This is a genomic window from Arthrobacter sp. SD76, assembly GCF_049726125.1.
GTDB classification, from domain to species: domain Bacteria; phylum Actinomycetota; class Actinomycetes; order Actinomycetales; family Micrococcaceae; genus Arthrobacter; species Arthrobacter nitrophenolicus.
In genome coordinates this window covers 2,896,667-2,912,257 of the sequence record NZ_JBNBLR010000001.1, presented here as the reverse complement: position 1 = coordinate 2,912,257, position 15,591 = coordinate 2,896,667, and the positions used below count along the sequence as shown (strand labels likewise).

Annotated in this window: 9 protein-coding genes and 2 pseudogenes; 3 read left to right on the top strand and 8 right to left on the bottom strand. The window is 65.5% G+C overall.

Annotation, left to right across the window (positions count from 1 at the left end):
* Positions 1-12 precede the first annotated feature (12 nt).
* From ACPEE0_RS14080 to ACPEE0_RS14070, 3 genes and pseudogenes are all read right to left on the bottom strand, one after another.
* Positions 13-1,722: a hypothetical protein gene (locus tag ACPEE0_RS14080; RefSeq protein ID WP_424574665.1), complete on the bottom strand. Its 1,710-nt coding sequence runs from the start codon at positions 1,720-1,722 to the stop codon at positions 13-15.
* A gap of 128 nt (positions 1,723-1,850) precedes the next feature.
* A complete protein-coding gene (locus tag ACPEE0_RS14075) occupies positions 1,851-2,084 on the bottom strand; it encodes a hypothetical protein (protein WP_424574664.1) in 234 nt (77 codons plus the stop codon).
* A 921-nt stretch (positions 2,085-3,005) separates the two neighbouring features.
* Positions 3,006-4,075 (bottom strand): annotated as a pseudogene (locus ACPEE0_RS14070) (Gfo/Idh/MocA family protein).
* Between the two features lie 285 nt (positions 4,076-4,360).
* On the opposite strand from ACPEE0_RS14070, the gene ACPEE0_RS14065 reads away from it, so the two are divergent.
* Positions 4,361-5,857, top strand: a complete 1,497-nt coding sequence (locus ACPEE0_RS14065; RefSeq protein ID WP_424574663.1) for a pectate lyase family protein — start codon at positions 4,361-4,363, stop codon at positions 5,855-5,857.
* Positions 5,858-5,921: 64 nt separating this feature from the next.
* Here ACPEE0_RS14065 and ACPEE0_RS14060 read toward each other — a convergent pair whose 3' ends face one another.
* From ACPEE0_RS14060 to ACPEE0_RS14045, 4 genes and pseudogenes are all read right to left on the bottom strand, one after another.
* On the bottom strand, positions 5,922-7,019 hold the full coding sequence (locus ACPEE0_RS14060) for a sugar-binding protein (protein WP_354175419.1): 1,098 nt from the start codon (positions 7,017-7,019) through the stop codon (positions 5,922-5,924).
* Positions 7,020-7,068: 49 nt separating this feature from the next.
* Positions 7,069-8,352, bottom strand: a complete 1,284-nt coding sequence (mmsB, locus tag ACPEE0_RS14055) for a multiple monosaccharide ABC transporter permease (protein ID WP_009358007.1) — start codon at positions 8,350-8,352, stop codon at positions 7,069-7,071.
* 45 nt (positions 8,353-8,397) lie between these two features.
* Complete coding sequence (mmsA, locus tag ACPEE0_RS14050; protein ID WP_133351137.1) at positions 8,398-9,960, bottom strand: multiple monosaccharide ABC transporter ATP-binding protein; 1,563 nt, start codon at positions 9,958-9,960, stop codon at positions 8,398-8,400.
* A gap of 131 nt (positions 9,961-10,091) precedes the next feature.
* Positions 10,092-11,281, bottom strand: a pseudogene (locus tag ACPEE0_RS14045) (ROK family transcriptional regulator).
* A gap of 202 nt (positions 11,282-11,483) precedes the next feature.
* Here ACPEE0_RS14045 and ACPEE0_RS14040 point away from each other — a divergent pair.
* Positions 11,484-12,278, top strand: coding sequence for a nitrilase-related carbon-nitrogen hydrolase (locus ACPEE0_RS14040; RefSeq protein ID WP_424574662.1), 795 nt, complete (start codon positions 11,484-11,486; stop codon positions 12,276-12,278).
* Here ACPEE0_RS14040 and ACPEE0_RS14035 read toward each other — a convergent pair.
* On the bottom strand, positions 12,275-13,960 hold the full coding sequence (locus ACPEE0_RS14035; protein ID WP_424574661.1) for a PucR family transcriptional regulator: 1,686 nt from the start codon (positions 13,958-13,960) through the stop codon (positions 12,275-12,277). The two genes, ACPEE0_RS14040 and ACPEE0_RS14035, sit on opposite strands and share 4 nt — an antisense overlap.
* Before the next feature lie 203 nt (positions 13,961-14,163).
* Here ACPEE0_RS14035 and ACPEE0_RS14030 point away from each other — a divergent pair, with 203 nt between their 5' ends.
* Positions 14,164-15,576: an amino acid permease gene (locus ACPEE0_RS14030; RefSeq protein ID WP_424575281.1), complete on the top strand. Its 1,413-nt coding sequence runs from the start codon at positions 14,164-14,166 to the stop codon at positions 15,574-15,576.
* Positions 15,577-15,591 lie beyond the last annotated feature (15 nt).

Here is a 15,591-nt window from a genome sequence, read left to right as displayed (position 1 = left end):
CTAAGGGAGCTGCTAGGACACCTTGCGCTTGCGAAGCATCAGGAGTCCGGCCACGAGCAGCAGCAGGGCGAGCGGGACCAGGGAGGCGTCCATGCCCGTGTTTGCCAGGGTAGAGGCGCTCCCGGACTGCATGCTCCGCTGCGTGGTGTCCGCTGCGATGGCTCCGCCAACAGCGGTGGAGCCCGCCGGTGCTACGGAAATGCCGCCGGCACCGGAGGTGGCAGTGCCTCCGCTGTTGCCGCCGTTGTTCGTGCCCGTGGTGCCGTTGTCGGAACCATCACCGTTGCCGGCGCCGTTGTCGGTGCCAGAGTTGTCCGTGCCGGGATCGACGGTGCCGACACCGCCGGTGTTGCCGTCACCCGGAGTGCCGGTGCCCGGGGTCTCAGTGCCCGGCGTTTCGGTGCCACTACCTCCACCGATAACGCCGATACCCAGGTCGATCCCGATGTCGACACCTGCGTCGAGGCCGCCGCTGCCGCCGGTGGTTCCGTCGGTGGTGCCGGTTCCGAGGTTGACGCCGAGATCAGCGTCTACGACGGTGTCGAGTCCGCCGGTGGTTCCGTCAGTGCCGGTGCCGGTGCCAAGGTCGAGGCCGAGGGCCGCGTCAACCGCAGCGTCGAGGCTGCCGTTGCCGCCGGTGGTTCCGTCGGTGGTGCCGGTTCCGAGGTCGACGCCGAGATCAGCGTCTACGACGGTGTCGAGTCCGCCGGTGGTTCCGTCATTGCCGGTACCGGTGCCAAGGTCGACGCCGAGGTCGGCGTCTACGACGGTGTCGAGTCCGCCGGTGGTTCCGTCGGTGGTGCCGGTTCCGAGGTCGACGCCGAGGTCGGCGTCTACTACGGTGTCGAGTCCGCCGGTGGTTCCGTCAGTGCCGGTAACGGTACCGGTTCCGAGGCCCAGGTCGAGGCCGAGGGCTGCGTCAACTGCTGCGTCAAGGCCGCCGTTGCCGTCGGTGGTGCCGGTTCCGAGGTCGACGCCGAGATCAGCGTCTACTGCAGCGTCGAGGCCGTTAGTGGTTCCATCCGCATCCGTCACCCCGTCAACGCCCAGGGCCACGTCCGCAGCAACGGCTGCATCTGTTGCCACGCCGTCTGCATTTCCGGCGGCCAGCGTGATGTCGGCTGCCGCAGCCACATCAGTGGTGCCTGCGGTGGTTCCGGTGCCGAGGGCGAGGGCGGCGTCTGCGGCTACTGCCACGTCCGTGGTGCCCGTGTCCGTGCCGCTGGTGCCGAGGCCGAGATCCACGTCCGCTACAGCGGCGACGTCGGCGGTGGTGTCTGAGCCGGTTCCGGTGGTTCCGGTGCCGAGGGCGAGGGCGGCGTCTGCGGCTACTGCCACGTCCGTGGTGCCCGTGTCCGTGCCACTGGTGCCAATGGTGCCGAGGCCGAGATTCACGTCCGCTACAGCGGCGACGTCGGCGGTGGTGTCTGAGCCGGTTCCGGTGCCGAGGGCGAGGGCGGCGTCTGCGGCAACCGCCACGTCCGTGGTGCCCGTGTCGGTCCCGGTCCCGAGGCCGACGGCGACGTCCGCTACGACGGCGGCATCTGCTACGGCGGCGACGTCCGTTGAGTCGGACGGCGTTGGGTCACCCAGCAGGCCCAACGACGTCGTGTCAGCGGACGCCGCCGCCGAGATGAGGGCGGAGGCGGAAAGATCCGATCCGCTGGTGGTGTCCGCAGCGTTTGCCGCGGTGCAGCCGAGGGCTGAGGAGCCCGCCGGCAAAGAGGCTGCCGAGCAGCCCCCTGCGAAGGTTGGAACTCATGGTGATGTCTCCTGAAAGAGTTGAGGTTCGGGCGCTGGTGAGCTGCCCGTATGGCCACGTGCTGCCCAAAAGGGCAGGGTGGGCTCTACTAGTCAGGAGAAGAACCGGGGTCAAAGGACACCGGTGCGGGAGCGTGCTCGGAAGCCTCGCCGGCGAGTACCGCGCCAGCGTCAGGAATGTTGAGGTCGAAGGTGTTCAGCCATGCGGCGGAGCCCGCGGAACCGGCGGAGGCAGCGCCGCTGCCGGTGCCCGAACCGGGCGCAGCCGGTACCTGGGCAGGGTGCGGTGCGCCATCCGTCGTATCGGGCTGTTCACTGCTCATGGCGGGTAAAGTTTGCCCGGCCAGTTGAATGGCGGATGTGCCCGCAAGAGCAATTGCTTCCGTGCCAGGAGTTGCTGCTGCAAACACGGCTGGAGCAGCGTTGACAGACAGGTCACCGGCAAACGCCGCATCGGCCACTGCAGATTCAATTCCGGTATCTGCGGGAACGGCCTGAAGAACGTCCGCTGCCGGTTCCGCGGATGCCACGTCCGGCAGTTCGGGAACTGGAACAGGAAGCGGAGCAGCGCCGGTCACGACATCCGCGACTGGCTGCACGACCGGCTCAAGCACGGGGAGAGTCGCCACGACCGGCGGGACAACAGTCTCCACCACGGCCGAGGTTGCGCCGTCTGCAATCTGCGCGACGGGCTCGGAAATTGCAGTAACGGTGCCGGCCGGGACTACCTGTTCACTACCGGTACAGATGCTACGAGGTTATCCGCCACAGTTGAGACCTGCTCCGCCACGGGTTGCAGCAGGCCGGCGGCAGGTGGCGCGGCGAGGGTCTGGACAGGCGGTGCGGGCACTACCGGCACAAGATTCTCCGTCACCGACTGCGTAGAGCTGGTGACGCCCCCCAAAAGGGATGACGTGTCCGGAAGCAGGTCTGCAGAAGCCGACGTGGCCGAGAATGTCAACCAGGTAAAGGCAGCGGCGCCAGCCAGAAGGACCGGCCGCAGGGCGCGCCACGGTGGACGAGATTCACCCACGCGTACCACCCCCAGTACTGCTGCATTCGACGATGCCTATAGCGTAAGACCGGATATTGCAGAAAGTCTAGGGACTTCTAAAACAAATCGACAAAATCAAAACATTCACAGGCCTCATCATCACAGGGGCATTTAAGTCCGTCATGCAATTGATTCCGCATGGAAAACAGGCGCATGAGTCATGAGGATCTTGACTGCTTAGTCATGCCCTTCAGTGGCTGTCATTCGGGTAGCTGACGCCGAGCTGGGCACGCACGCCGTCAAACAAGCGCATGACGTTCAAAGAATCCTCGAGAGGCATGACGGGGCTTTCGGTGAGGCCCTGCTGGATGCAGCGTGTCACCTCGCGCAACTCATAGGTGTAGCCCTTGCCCACGACGTCGAAGGTCTCGGTCCTGTGGTCGGAACGGCCCGTGACAATGCTCAGTTTGCGGGGGTTGTTGATGGATCCGACGCTTTGCAGGAAGCCGAGGTTGCCGGCCACGGTGGCGGTCCGTGGCCCGTGGGACAACAGCGACGAGGTGAGTTGTACCTGTGCGCCGTGGCTGTAGCCAAGGGTCATCGCATTCTGGGCGTCCACGCCGTCGTCGTTGACGACGCCCATGGCGCTGACCGTCTGCGGAAAGCCAAGGGTTCCCAGCGCCCACAGCAGGGGGTAGACCGAAATGTCCAGGAGCGCTCCGCCGCCGTCCCCGCGCGCCCAGAGGCGGGAGGTGGGGGAGTAGGGGGCGGGGAAGCCGAGGTCGGCCGACACCCAGTGAAGGTCTCCGAGCTCGCCGGAGGCCGCGATTTCGAATGCCCGCTGCATGCCCGGCAGGAAGCGGCTCCAGACCGCCTCCATCAGGAACAGGTTGCGGCTCCTGGCGACGTCGATGAGCTCCCTGGCTTCGCGCGCATTGACAGTGAAGGCCTTTTCGCAGAGGACGTGCTTGCCGGCGTTGAGGGCTGCGAGGACAATCTGGTGGTGCTGGGCATGGGCGTGGCGACATAAACGACGTCCACCGCCTCGTCGGCGAGCAGTCGCTGGTAGCCGTGCACGCCGTCGTCGTCCCCGTACGCCGTGGAGACGCCATAGGCTGCGGCGAAAGCGTCTGCAGTCTCCTGTCCGCGGGAACTGACAGCGTACAGTTCCGCGTCCCCCAGCAGGGCAAGGTCCTGGGCCACCGACCGGGCAATGCCGCCGGTGGCAATGATTCCCCAGCGCAGGGAGTTCCCGGTGGCGGAGCGGGGGTCCGTGTTGGGCTGGTTGGACAGCCACGGCGTGGCGATGGGCGCGGTCATGGCCCAATCCTGTCACAGCAGTGCGCAGGGGTTTGCTGTCTATCCGCTGTAAGTGAGCGGGCGTTGGGGAATTGGGCGCCAAAAGTGAGAGGGCGTTGCAGGGGGCAGCAGTAGCGGGTTGCCCGCAACGGCATGCTCTGCGGCGAAGACCCTTGACACCCGGGTGACGGCGCGCGTAAGAATAAACCACCGGTGAGAAACCGATTTCTCGACGGTCATCAATGTTTACCTTTATCCGCACCCAGCAAGGCATGTGGTTTATTTGGCATGCCGGAAATTAGGCCAATGACGTCCCTGAAACGTGATGAGACAGGCACTTCCGCCTCCAGCAGGCTCCGCCGGGCTGCAGGAATGGCAGCCGCGGCCTCGGCACTGGCGCTCGTTGCCGGGTTGTCCGTTGCAGTTCCCGGAACTGCCAGCCCGCCTCCTACAGGCGGCGGGACCATCCGGCCTGATGATGCGGCACCCACTGGTTGGGCCGCCGTCGGAACCGGCACAAACGGCGGCGCAGGCGCGCCGGCGGAAAGCCGGTATGAGGTGGAGACGCTGGCAGGCCTCAAATCCGCGCTGGCCAACATTGGCCAGCCGACGGCGCCCAAGATCATCTATATCAACGGAACCATCAACGGCAACCAGGCGGCGGACGGCCGGATCCTTGGCGAGCAGGACTACGCCGCCGGCTACGACATCAATAAATACATCTCCTGCTTCGGGCCTGACGGAAAGGTGTGGAGCGACCAGACCTTCGAATACTGCAAGAAGCAAAGGCAGTTGCGGCAGACCGGCAGCAACAACATGAAGCGGCAGATCGAGGTGAGCATCCCCAGCAACACCACGGTGATCGGGCTGGGCGCCGATTCCGGTTTTGTGGGCGCGAACATCGTGATCCTGAGCGCCACGAACGTGGTGATGCGCAATCTCAGCGTGGAGGCTCCGGTGGACTTCTTCAGCACGTGGTCGCCCGACGACGGGGACGGGGCCTGGAACGCCCGGTTCGACGCCGTCTCCTCCGTAACGTCCAACCACCTGTGGATTGACCAGGTGCGGCTGACTGACGGCCGGTACCCCGACAGCGAAGCGCCGCTTGGACCGAACGGCAAGCCAGCCAACCGGCACGACGGCCTGCTGGATCTCAAGGACGGCACCGACTACGTCACCATCTCCAACAGCAAACTCACCAACCACGACAAGACCATGCTCCTGGGCTCCGGCGACGAGCACGTGGACAAGGACGGCGGCAAGTTGCGCGTCAGTTACATCGGCAACCACTTCGAGAACATCCAGCAGCGCGGACCGCGTGTGCGTTTCGGCCAGGTCCACGTCCTGAACAATTACTTTGTGGGGAGCACCGACCATCCGCAATACCCCATGGTGAGTGAAGGCCAGGGCGGCAACAGCTACTTCCTGGGCGCCGGCTACGAGTCACGGATCTTCTCCGAGGGCAACGCCTTCGACTACACGGGGCCCGGGGCTGATCCGACCATCATGGTGAGCAGCTACAACGGGCACCGCTTCAGCGATACCGGTTCCTGGTTCAACGGGGAGGCCGCGGACCTGAATGCCGTGGCGAGGGCCTCCTTCGAACAGAACCGGGCGGAGGCGCTCGCGGAAGCGGAATCATCCGGCACCGCCGCCCCTGACTGGACCGGGTGGGAGTTCACCACCGACGTCGGCTGGGACCCGGCGGATGCCTACCGCTACAAGGCGTTCACTACCCCGCAGGCAGTGCGGAACCACGCCCTGCAGTTCACGGGCCCGGGAGTGCTGGCTGTCAAGCGCTAAATCGCCTTCGACATAAGAAAAGCCCGGCCCTCCGAAAAGGAGGACCGGGCTTTTCCGGAGTGAATTACTTGGTGATGGGTTCGAGAACCGGATCGCCGACGTAGGCGGTCTTCACGTTCTCGGCCGTGACGATAACCGGCTCCAGCAGGTATGCCGGGACAGTCTTGACACCGTTGTTGTAGGAGTTGGGATCGTTGATCTCCAGTTCCTTGCCGGCCTGGAGGTCCTTCACCATGGTGATGGCGTGCTCCACGAGCTTTCGGGTGTCCTTGTTGATGGTGGAGTACTGCTCGCCGGCCATGATCGACTTGACCGACTCAACCTCGGAGTCCTGCCCGGTGACAACCGGAAGCGGCTTGCCGGCGGCCTTGACGGAGGTCAGGACTGCGCGGGCCAGGGTGTCGTTGGGGGAGAGGACGCCGTCCAGCGACTCGCTGGTGTAGCTGCCGGTCAGCAGCGTGTCAGCGCGGCGCTGGGCGTTCTCAGCCTTCCAGCCCTGGGTCACAGCCTGCTCGAAGCTGGTCTGGCCCGAGACGACCTTGAGGGTGCCGTCGTCGATCTTCGGCTTCAGGACGCTCATGGCGCCGTCGAAGAAGACCTTGGCGTTGGCGTCATCCGGGGAGCCAGCGAACAGCTCGATGTTGTAGGGGCCGGACGGCTTCTTGGCTTTGAGGCCTTCCAGCAGGGCCTGGCCCTGGAGCTCGCCCACCTTGAAGTTGTCGTAGGCCACGTAGTAGTCCACGTTCTCGGTGTTCAGCAGCAGGCGGTCGTAAGCGATAATCGTGGCGCCGGCGTCCTTGGCCTGCTTGAGCTGGGTGCCCAGCTGCGAGCCGTCAATGGCGCCCACAATGATGACCTTGGCACCCTTGGTGACCATGGCGCTGATCTGGTTCTGCTGTTCGGATACACCGCCGTTGGCGAACTGCACGTCAGGCTTGAACCCTGCCTCGCTAAGGCCGTCGTTGAACAGCTTCTCCGCAAGGACCCAGTTCTCGCTGGTCTTCTGCGGAAGCGCGACGCCGATGGAGGAGTCCTGTTCGAACCCCCCGGCGCCTTCGGTCCCGCCGCCGGTTGTGGTCTCGGAGCGGCCGCAGCCCGTCAGCGCCAGTGCTGCGATGGCAGCTACCGCTGCGGCCTTTCCTGCTTTACCAAACATTCGCATTGTTGGTTCTCTTTCTCTTTGTGGTGAAACGCTATTCAGGCTTTAAGGCTCAGGCTTCCCGGGCGATGGCTTCTTTGGTGGAGGTGGTTTCGTCGGGCTGGATGGGGTTGCTGGGGCCGCCGGAGGAGCGGCCGGAGTTCCTCATCAGAAGGCCGATGATGGACTTCTTGCCCTGGCTCTTGTTGTAGACGTCGAAGGCGACTGCGATCAGGAGCACCAGGCCCTTGATGATCTGGGTGAGGTCGGCGCCGACACCCAGCAGTTGCAGGCCGTTGTTCAGGACGGCCATGACCAGGCCACCAATAATGGATCCGACCACGGTGCCCACACCGCCGGTGACGGCGGCGCCGCCGATGAAGACTGCGGCGATGGCGTCAAGTTCCCAGCCGACGCCGTCGAACGGTCCGGAGGCGGTGGACCGGCCGACGAAGATCATGCCTGCCAGGCCGGCGAGGATGGACATGTTCATCATGACCAGGAAGTTGACCTTCTTGGACTGGACGCCGGACAGTTCGGCTGCGTGCCGATTGCCACCCACTGCGTAGACGTGGCGGCCGAGGATGGTGCGGGAGGAGATGAAGCCGTAGATCAGCACCAGGACGGCCAGGATGAGGCCGGGGATGGGGAAGGAGGTGCCGGGCCGGCCGGTGGCGAAGAGGTAGGTGGCGTACAGGATGGCGGCGGCGATCAGGACGAGCTTCAGTGCGGTGACCCACATTTCCGGGACTTCGGCGCCGAGGGCTTTGGCGCGGGCCCGGGAGCGGAGTTCGCCCCATACAACGAACGCGGCGGCGGCGATGCCCAGCAGGAGGGTGAGGTTGTTGTAGCCGGTGTCGGGGCCGACTTCGGGCAGGTAGCCGGCGCCCAGGTACTGGAAGTCGTTGGGGACCGGGATGGTGTTGGATTTGCCGACGAACTGGTTGAAGCCGCGGAACAGGAGCATGCCTGCCAGCGTGACGATGAAGGCGGGAATGCCCACGTAGGCCGTCCACCAGCCTTGCCATGCACCGATCAGTGCACCCAGCAGCAGCCCGAGCAGGACGCCGGCATACCAGGGAATGCCCCAGTCGCGGATGGCCAGGGCCACGGTGACGCCCACGAACGCTGCCACGGACCCGACAGAGAGGTCGATGTGGCCGGCGATAATGACCAGGACCATGCCGATGGCCAGGATCAGGATGTAGGAGTTGCCGTTGAAAAGGTTGATGACGTTGCCGGGGGTGAGGGTCCGGCCGTCGGTGGCGATCTGGAAGAAGACGATCAGTGCCACCAGGGCGAAGATCATGCCGAATTGGCGGGTGTTGCCGCCAAACAGCTTCTTGAGGGCGTTCATGGTGTCAGTCCTTGTGTCCGGAAGGTTCTGGGATGATCCAGAGGGTCAGGCGGCTTCGGCTTTTCGTGCTGAGGTCATCAGTTTCATCAGGCTTTCCTGGCTGGCCTCGTCTTTGTTCAGGACGCCAGTGATGGCGCCTTCGAAGATGGTGTAAATACGGTCGGACAGGCCCAGGAGTTCGGGGAGTTCCGAGGAGATGACAATGACCCCCTTACCCTGGTTGGCGAGTTGCTGGATGATGCCGTAGATCTCGTACTTGGCGCCAACGTCGATGCCGCGGGTGGGTTCGTCAAGGATCAGCAGGTCCGGGTCGGTGAACATCCACTTGGCCAGGACCACTTTCTGCTGGTTGCCGCCGGAGAGCTTGGCAACGCCTTCCTCCACGGACGGGGTCTTGGTGCGCAGCGACTTGCGGTACTGCTCGGCCACCGTGAATTCCTGGTTGGGGTCCACCACGTAGTTGCGGCTGATCTTCCGCAGGTTGGCCGATACCGTGGTGGTTTTGATGTCATCCAGCAGGTTCAGCCCCAGGGACTTGCGATCCTCGGTGACGTAGCCCAGCCCGGCGTCGATGGCCTGGCGGACGGACTTGAGGGTGATTTCCTTGCCGTCCTTGTAGATCTGGCCGCTGATGAACCGGCCGTAGGAGCGGCCGAATACGGAGCGGGCAAGCTCGGTGCGGCCCGCGCCCATGAGCCCGGCGAACCCGACGATTTCACCCCGGCGGACGAAGAAGCTGGAGTTCTTGCAGACCAGCCGGTCCTGCACGTTGGGGTGCCCCACGGTCCAGTTCTTGACCTCGAAGAACACCTCGCCGATCTTGGGGGTGTGGTCCGGGAACCGGGACTCGAGGGTACGGCCCACCATCCCTTTGATGATGCGGTCCTCATCCACGCCGTCTGCCTTGACGTCCAGCGTTTCGATGGATTTGCCGTCCCGGATGATGGTGATGGAGTCTGCGATCTGCTCGATCTCGTTGAGCTTGTGGGAGATGATGATGCTGGTGATGCCCTTGGCTTTGAGGCCGAGCATCAGGTCCAGCAGGTGCTGGGAGTCGGACTCGTTGAGCGCGGCAGTGGGTTCGTCCAGGATGAGGATCTTCACGGACTTGTTCAGCGCCTTGGCGATTTCCACGAGCTGCTGCTTGCCGACGCCGATTTCCTTGATGGGGGTGTCCGGGTCTTCCCGGAGGCCCACCCGGGCCAGCAGGTCCAGGGACCGGAGCCGTGCTTCGGCCCAGTCGATGATGCCGCGTTTGGTGGGTTCGTTGCCCAGGAAGATGTTCTCCATGATGGAGAGTTCCGGGATCAGTGCCAGCTCCTGGTGGATGATCACGATGCCGGCGTGCTCGCTGGCCCGGATGTCCCGGAACTGCTGGACCTGCCCCTGGTAGACGATGTCGCCGTCGTAGCTCCCATAGGGATAAACACCCGAAAGGACCTTCATCAGGGTGGACTTGCCGGCGCCGTTCTCACCGCAGATCGCGTGGATCTCGCCCGCCTTCACCCGCAGGCTTACGTTGTCCAGGGCTTTGACGCCGGGGAATTCCTTGGTGATGGACCGCATCTCGAGGATGATCGGTTCGTTTTGCGTGGCCTGGGACGTCATAAGCCCTAACCCTCCAATGCAATGACTTCTTTGTCCGGCCGGCAAAGCGCAGGGCCGTCTGATGAAAAAGTAAACTGGATCACAGCTGTTGTCGTCAAGTCTTGAACGCAATTGCCGGATAACGAAACGGTCTAGGTTTTCCTGATTCCAGCGTGCTGGAAGACGAGTGCTGCCGCGCCGAGCGCTTCAGCACGGTCTCCGAGGGAGGACATGGTGAGGGTGGTGGTCTCACCAATCACCGGCACCGCATGCCGCACCAGGCCGCGGCGGATCGGGTCCAGCAGCAGGTCACCCAGGCCCGCCAGGGGTCCGCCCACCACGATCACCTCGGGGTTGATCAGGTTGGCCACGTTCCCCAGTGCGCGGCCCACGGACAGGCCCGCATCGTCCACCACCCGCAGCGTTGCCGGGTCCCGGTTCAGGGCCTTCCGGACGATGTCGGCCGGCGTCAGGGGCCTGTCCTCGCCGCGGCTCAGAAGCTCGATCATGGTGGTGGTGGAGGCGATGGTTTCCAGGCATCCCCGGTTCCCGCAGCGGCAGACGAGGCCCTGCTCGTGGATGGTGGCGTGGCCTATTTCACCGGTGATCCCAACGTTCCCGTAGTAGGGGGCGCCGTTGAGGATCAGCCCCGCGCCGATGCCCGAACCGATCTTCAGGAACATCAGGTTGCTGACCCCTGTGTGCTGTCCCAGGTGACCTCTGACCACGCTCCCAGATTGGCGTCGTTGTCAACAAATACGGGGATTCTCAAGGTTTCCTCAAGGTGCTGGAGGATGTTGATTCCCACCCATTCGGGAAGGATGGCCCCCTGCGCCACGGTCCCGGTCCGGCGGTCGATGGGCCCCGGAATTCCGACGCCGGCACCCACTACGGCGGACCGTTCAATGCCGCTGTCCTGCGACAGTTTGTCAAGGAGGACGACGGCGGCCTGGATCCCTTCCTCAGCCTGGTGGCCGAGGGGAAGCATGACCGATTCCTCGGCGATGATGTGGTAGCTGAGGGAGGCCAGGACCACCCGCAGATGCCGGCGGCCGAAGTCGATCCCGACCGCCACGGCACCGTTGCTGTTGAGCCGGACGTTGAGTGCCCGGCGGCCGGAACTGGTGATCGGTTCCGTGGATGCCAGGCCTGAATCGAGCATGATTTTGACGATGTTGGACACCGTTGCGGTGGAGAGGCCCGTCTGCCGGGCAAGCTCTGCCTGCGTGGAAGGACCGCCCATCAAGCTCTCGATGATCCGCTGCTGGTTCAGCTGCCTCAGGGCGGACTGTGAACCCGGATTTTTGGGCTTGCTCCTCGTTGAGCGCGGGGTTGCGGACATGCTAAGAAGATTGCCCTATTCGCGGTCTTGGCGTCAAGAAGTTAACGCATGAGGCCGCACTCCCCATTGCCTGGACCGGGACGATCCGGCCGTGAACGTTCGTCCCGCGGTGCAAATGGCCCCGGCCCGCCGCCGCATCCTCTGGCTACGCTGGGAGGAGCGGCCCACCAGGCGGCCGCTCCAACGATGGAAGGTGGTAGCGGTGCTGCTGGCACTTCTGCAGGGCAACTCTGCAGTCCTTGATCCTGAGGCCAACTGTGCCGTCATCGATGCCGCCGCCCGGGAAGCAGCAGCGGCCGGAGCCCGGGTGCTGCTCACCCCGGAGCTTTTCCCGGTGGGGTATGCCCCGCGCAAACTGCGGTCCGGGCTGGATCCGGAAGTCCTCCCCACGCTGCGCGCAACACTTGCCGCCACCGCCCGCCGCCACGGCATCGGGCTGGTCTACAGTCTTCCGCGTGTCATGGCCGAGGGGGACTGGCAGATCAGCGCCACCCTGCTGGACGCGAACGGGGAGGTGTTGCTGGAGTATGGAAAAGTCCATCTGTTCGGGCCGGACGAGCGTGCTGCCTTCAGTCCGGCAGCAGAGCGTCCCGCCGTGGTGGACTTCCAGGGAATCCCCACGTCCTTGGTCATCTGCTACGACGTGGAATTCCCGGAAGCCGTGCGGGCCGCGGCGGCCGGCGGCGCCGAGCTGCTGCTGGTGCCCACGGCGCTGGCCCACGGGTTCGACGACGTCCCCCAGGTGCTGCTCCGGGCCAGGGCACTCGAAAGCCAGCTGACCGTCGCCTACGCCAACCACTCCGGAGTGGAGGACGGCTGCAGGTTCCTCGGCGGCAGCGTCATCGCCGGCCCGGACGGGAAGCTGCTCGCCGCAGCCGGGGAAGGACCGCAGTTGCTCTTCGCCGACGTGGATGCAGAAGCGGCAAAACGTGAGCGCGCCGCCGTGCCCTACCTGGACGAGCGCCGCCCGGACCTCTACCGCGCCTGGGAAGACTAAGCACCTGTACCGCCGTCCGGCGCTGCGCCGGGCGGAGCTGCGGAATCGGCAAACTGCAGGGCGATCCACAGCTCCGCCCGCGTTCCGGCCTGCGCCAGGTCCACGTCCAGGATCTCCGCCAGCGCATTGATCTGCCGGCGAACGCTGTTCCGGTGCAGACCTGTGTCCTTGGCTGTCGCATCCCAGTTGCCGTTGGCGCCCAGCCATGCGCGGAGGACCTGGAGCTGGGCTTCGCGGCGCTCGGGCTCCTGTCCAAGAACAGGCGCCAGCAGGCGGGAGGCCAGCATGCCGCCTGCCGCACCGCCCAGCAGGCCGGTGACAGACCAGGTCAGTTCCTCTTCGCGGACGGTGGTCCCCGTAGCCTGGACCCGGGGACGCAAAGCCGACGCGCTGCGGTAGGCAGCGGCAAGGGCTGGCAGTTCCGCGGCGCCGCCCACCACCAGACGCCAGCCCAGCTGCTCCACCTCGGCCAGCAGTTGGTCGTCAACCTTCAGCCGGGTCACGGCGGCGAAGCCGTAGTCGGTGAGTTCCACCATTTTTGTGTCGAACAGCCGCCGCCATTGCAGCAGTTCGCGCACGGGACCGTCAGCCGCAGGCGCTGCATTGGGCCGGATGCCCTGGACCACCCGGACCAGCCCGGTGCGGGTGCCCCCGACGCTCTGCGCCAGCAGGTCCCGCAGTGTGTTCAGCTCTTTGGTGCTGGCCCCTGCAATGCTTTCCGGATGCAGGAGCAACGCCGTGGCCAGCTGGCTGGGCGCCAGGGAACCGCTGGTCCGCTGCCGGACCAGGAGTTCCAGGAGGCCCACCACCGAGGAGACCACGTTGTTCTGTGCGGGGGTCAGCGGCTTGTCCGTGCCGAGCAGCAGGCCGCCCAAGGTGGCATCCCTGGTGCTCCGCAGCGGGTGGCCGAACACCAGCGCTGACCCCGGAACGTCAAAGGCTTCAGTTTCCACCCGCGGGCCGCTGCCCGCGAGGAGCCTTTTGAGCAGCGGCTGGAGCGTGGAAAGCTCGACGGCGGTACCGGCGCGGGCGCGTACCCTGCCGTCCGCGCCAAGCAGGACGGCCCAGGCCGGAACCCGCTGCGCCAGGGCCGCCAGCAACTCGTGCTCCGGGCGGGGCGACAGGACCGCCCGCATGAGGTGGCGGTTGGTCTCGGCGAGCTGGCGGAATACCTGGGCGTTCCCTGATTCGAGCAGCTTGGAGAACTCGAGTCCCAGTGCGGCGAACGGGATGCTGGCGGGTACCGCCACCAGCGTCAGGCCGTGGTTGCGGCAGGCCGCCACGACATCAGCGGGCACCTCATCGAAGTACGGCTCAAGGCCGAACCCCAGCGCCGCGACGCCCGCGGCGACAAGGCGGCGGACGTACGCGTCGGCGACGGCTGCCCCCTCTGCGGCTCCCTCGCCACCCCTGCCGCTGCCGGCGTCGTCATCGGCGCCGTTGACACCGCGCCGGAATGGCAACCCGGCGGTCAGCACGAATTCGCCGTCAAGCAGGTATGGCGTAGGGTCTTCAAGTTCGCTGGGCTCCACCCACCGCAGGGGAGTATGGCCGTTGCCGGCGTCGTGCAGCATCGCCACACCCGCGGGCAGCGAGGCAAGGAACTGGTTCAGCGTCACGGCGTTCAGCTGGGCCGGAAGTCCCACTGAAGCAGACTCGCTTGCTGGTGCATTGCGTCTCATGAGTGAAGACTATAGGTCATTTTGCACAGCTTGAGATGCGGCTCACACCCCTACGCTGGGGGAGGGGAAACCAGTCCAACCATTCAACGACACGAACGGACGTCAACGATGACTGTGCCTACACTTTCGGCCAGGTACCTGCCCGCGCGGCCGCCCGGCCCACCCTTGGAGCGCAGTTGCTGCGCCGCAAGCCCATCGCGCAGATGGTCAACGAGGCCGAGGCCGACCAAGGCGGACCCCGCCTCGTCCGCAGCTTCGGCGTCCTGCAGCTGACCATGATCTCCGTGGGCGCGACGCTGGGCACGGGCATCCTGGTCATCCTGGGTGAATCCGTGCCGCTGGCCGGTCCCGCCATCTGGATCTCGTTTGCGATCGCGGGGCTCGCCGCGCTGTTGTCCGCGGTATCGTACGCGGAAATGGCCGGCCTGGTGCCCGTGTCCGGCTCCAGCTACTCCTACACGTACGCCACCATGGGCGAGGGCATGGCATGGATCTGTGGCTGGTGCCTGGTCCTTGAATACGCGGTGTCCGTAGCTGCCGTGGCCGTTGGCGCCGGTCAGTACGTGAACGAGAGCCTGGCCGTGTTCGGCACAGCGCTGCCGGACGCCCTTTCGCAGCCTCCGGGCGACGGCGGCATGGTCAACATTCCCGCGATGGTCATCGTGGTGCTGGCCACCGTCCTGCTGGTCCGCGGCGCCAAGGAAAGTGCCTGGATCAACACCGCCATCGTGGTGGTCAAGGTAGGCATCCTGCTTTTCTTCTGCGCCGTCGCCTTCACTGCCTTCAACGCAGGCAACTTCGAACCGCTGCTGCCGATGGGCGCCGCCGGTGTTTCCGCCGCCGCGTCCCGCGTCTTCTTCTCCTACATCGGCTTCGACGCCGCCTCCACCGCCGGCGAGGAAGCCCGCAATCCCAAGCGCGACCTGCCGCGCGCCATTATGCTGTCCATGCTGATCGTCACCACCATCTACGTGCTGGTGGCAGTGGCCGCGATCGGTGCCCGCCCGTGGGGCTGGTTCGACGGCACCGAGGCCGCCCTGGTGAAGATCCTGGAGGAGACCACCGGCCAGCCCTGGATTGCCCTGGTCTTCGCCGTCGGCGCCGTCCTGGCCATCGCCAGCATTGTCCTGACGGTCCTCTACGGCCAGACCCGCATCCTGCTGTCCATGTCCCGCGACGGCCTCATCCCTGCCGTCTTCGGCCGCGTCTCCCGCCGCACCGGCACCCCCGCTGCCGGAACCCTGCTGGTGGGCATCGCCGTCGCGCTGACCGCCGGACTGGTGCCGCTGGGTTCGCTCGCTGACGCCACCAGCATCGGTACCCTGTTCGCTTTCGCACTGGTGAATGTGGCGGTCATCTACCTCCGCCGGACGCGGCCCGAACTGGAACGCACCTTTCGGGTCCCGCTGTTCCCGCTCACCCCCATCCTTGGCGCCCTGATGTGCGGCTACCTGATGGCCAACCTCGGCGCGGACACCTGGGTGACCTTTGCCGTGTGGATGCTGGTAGGCCTCGCCGCCTACCTCGCCTACGGACGGCGCAACTCCAGGGTGGCGGCCCTGGATGAGGGGGAATACCGTGAATTGTCCGCCATGTCCCTCACCAGCAAGCCCTGACCGCTCCCAGCCACG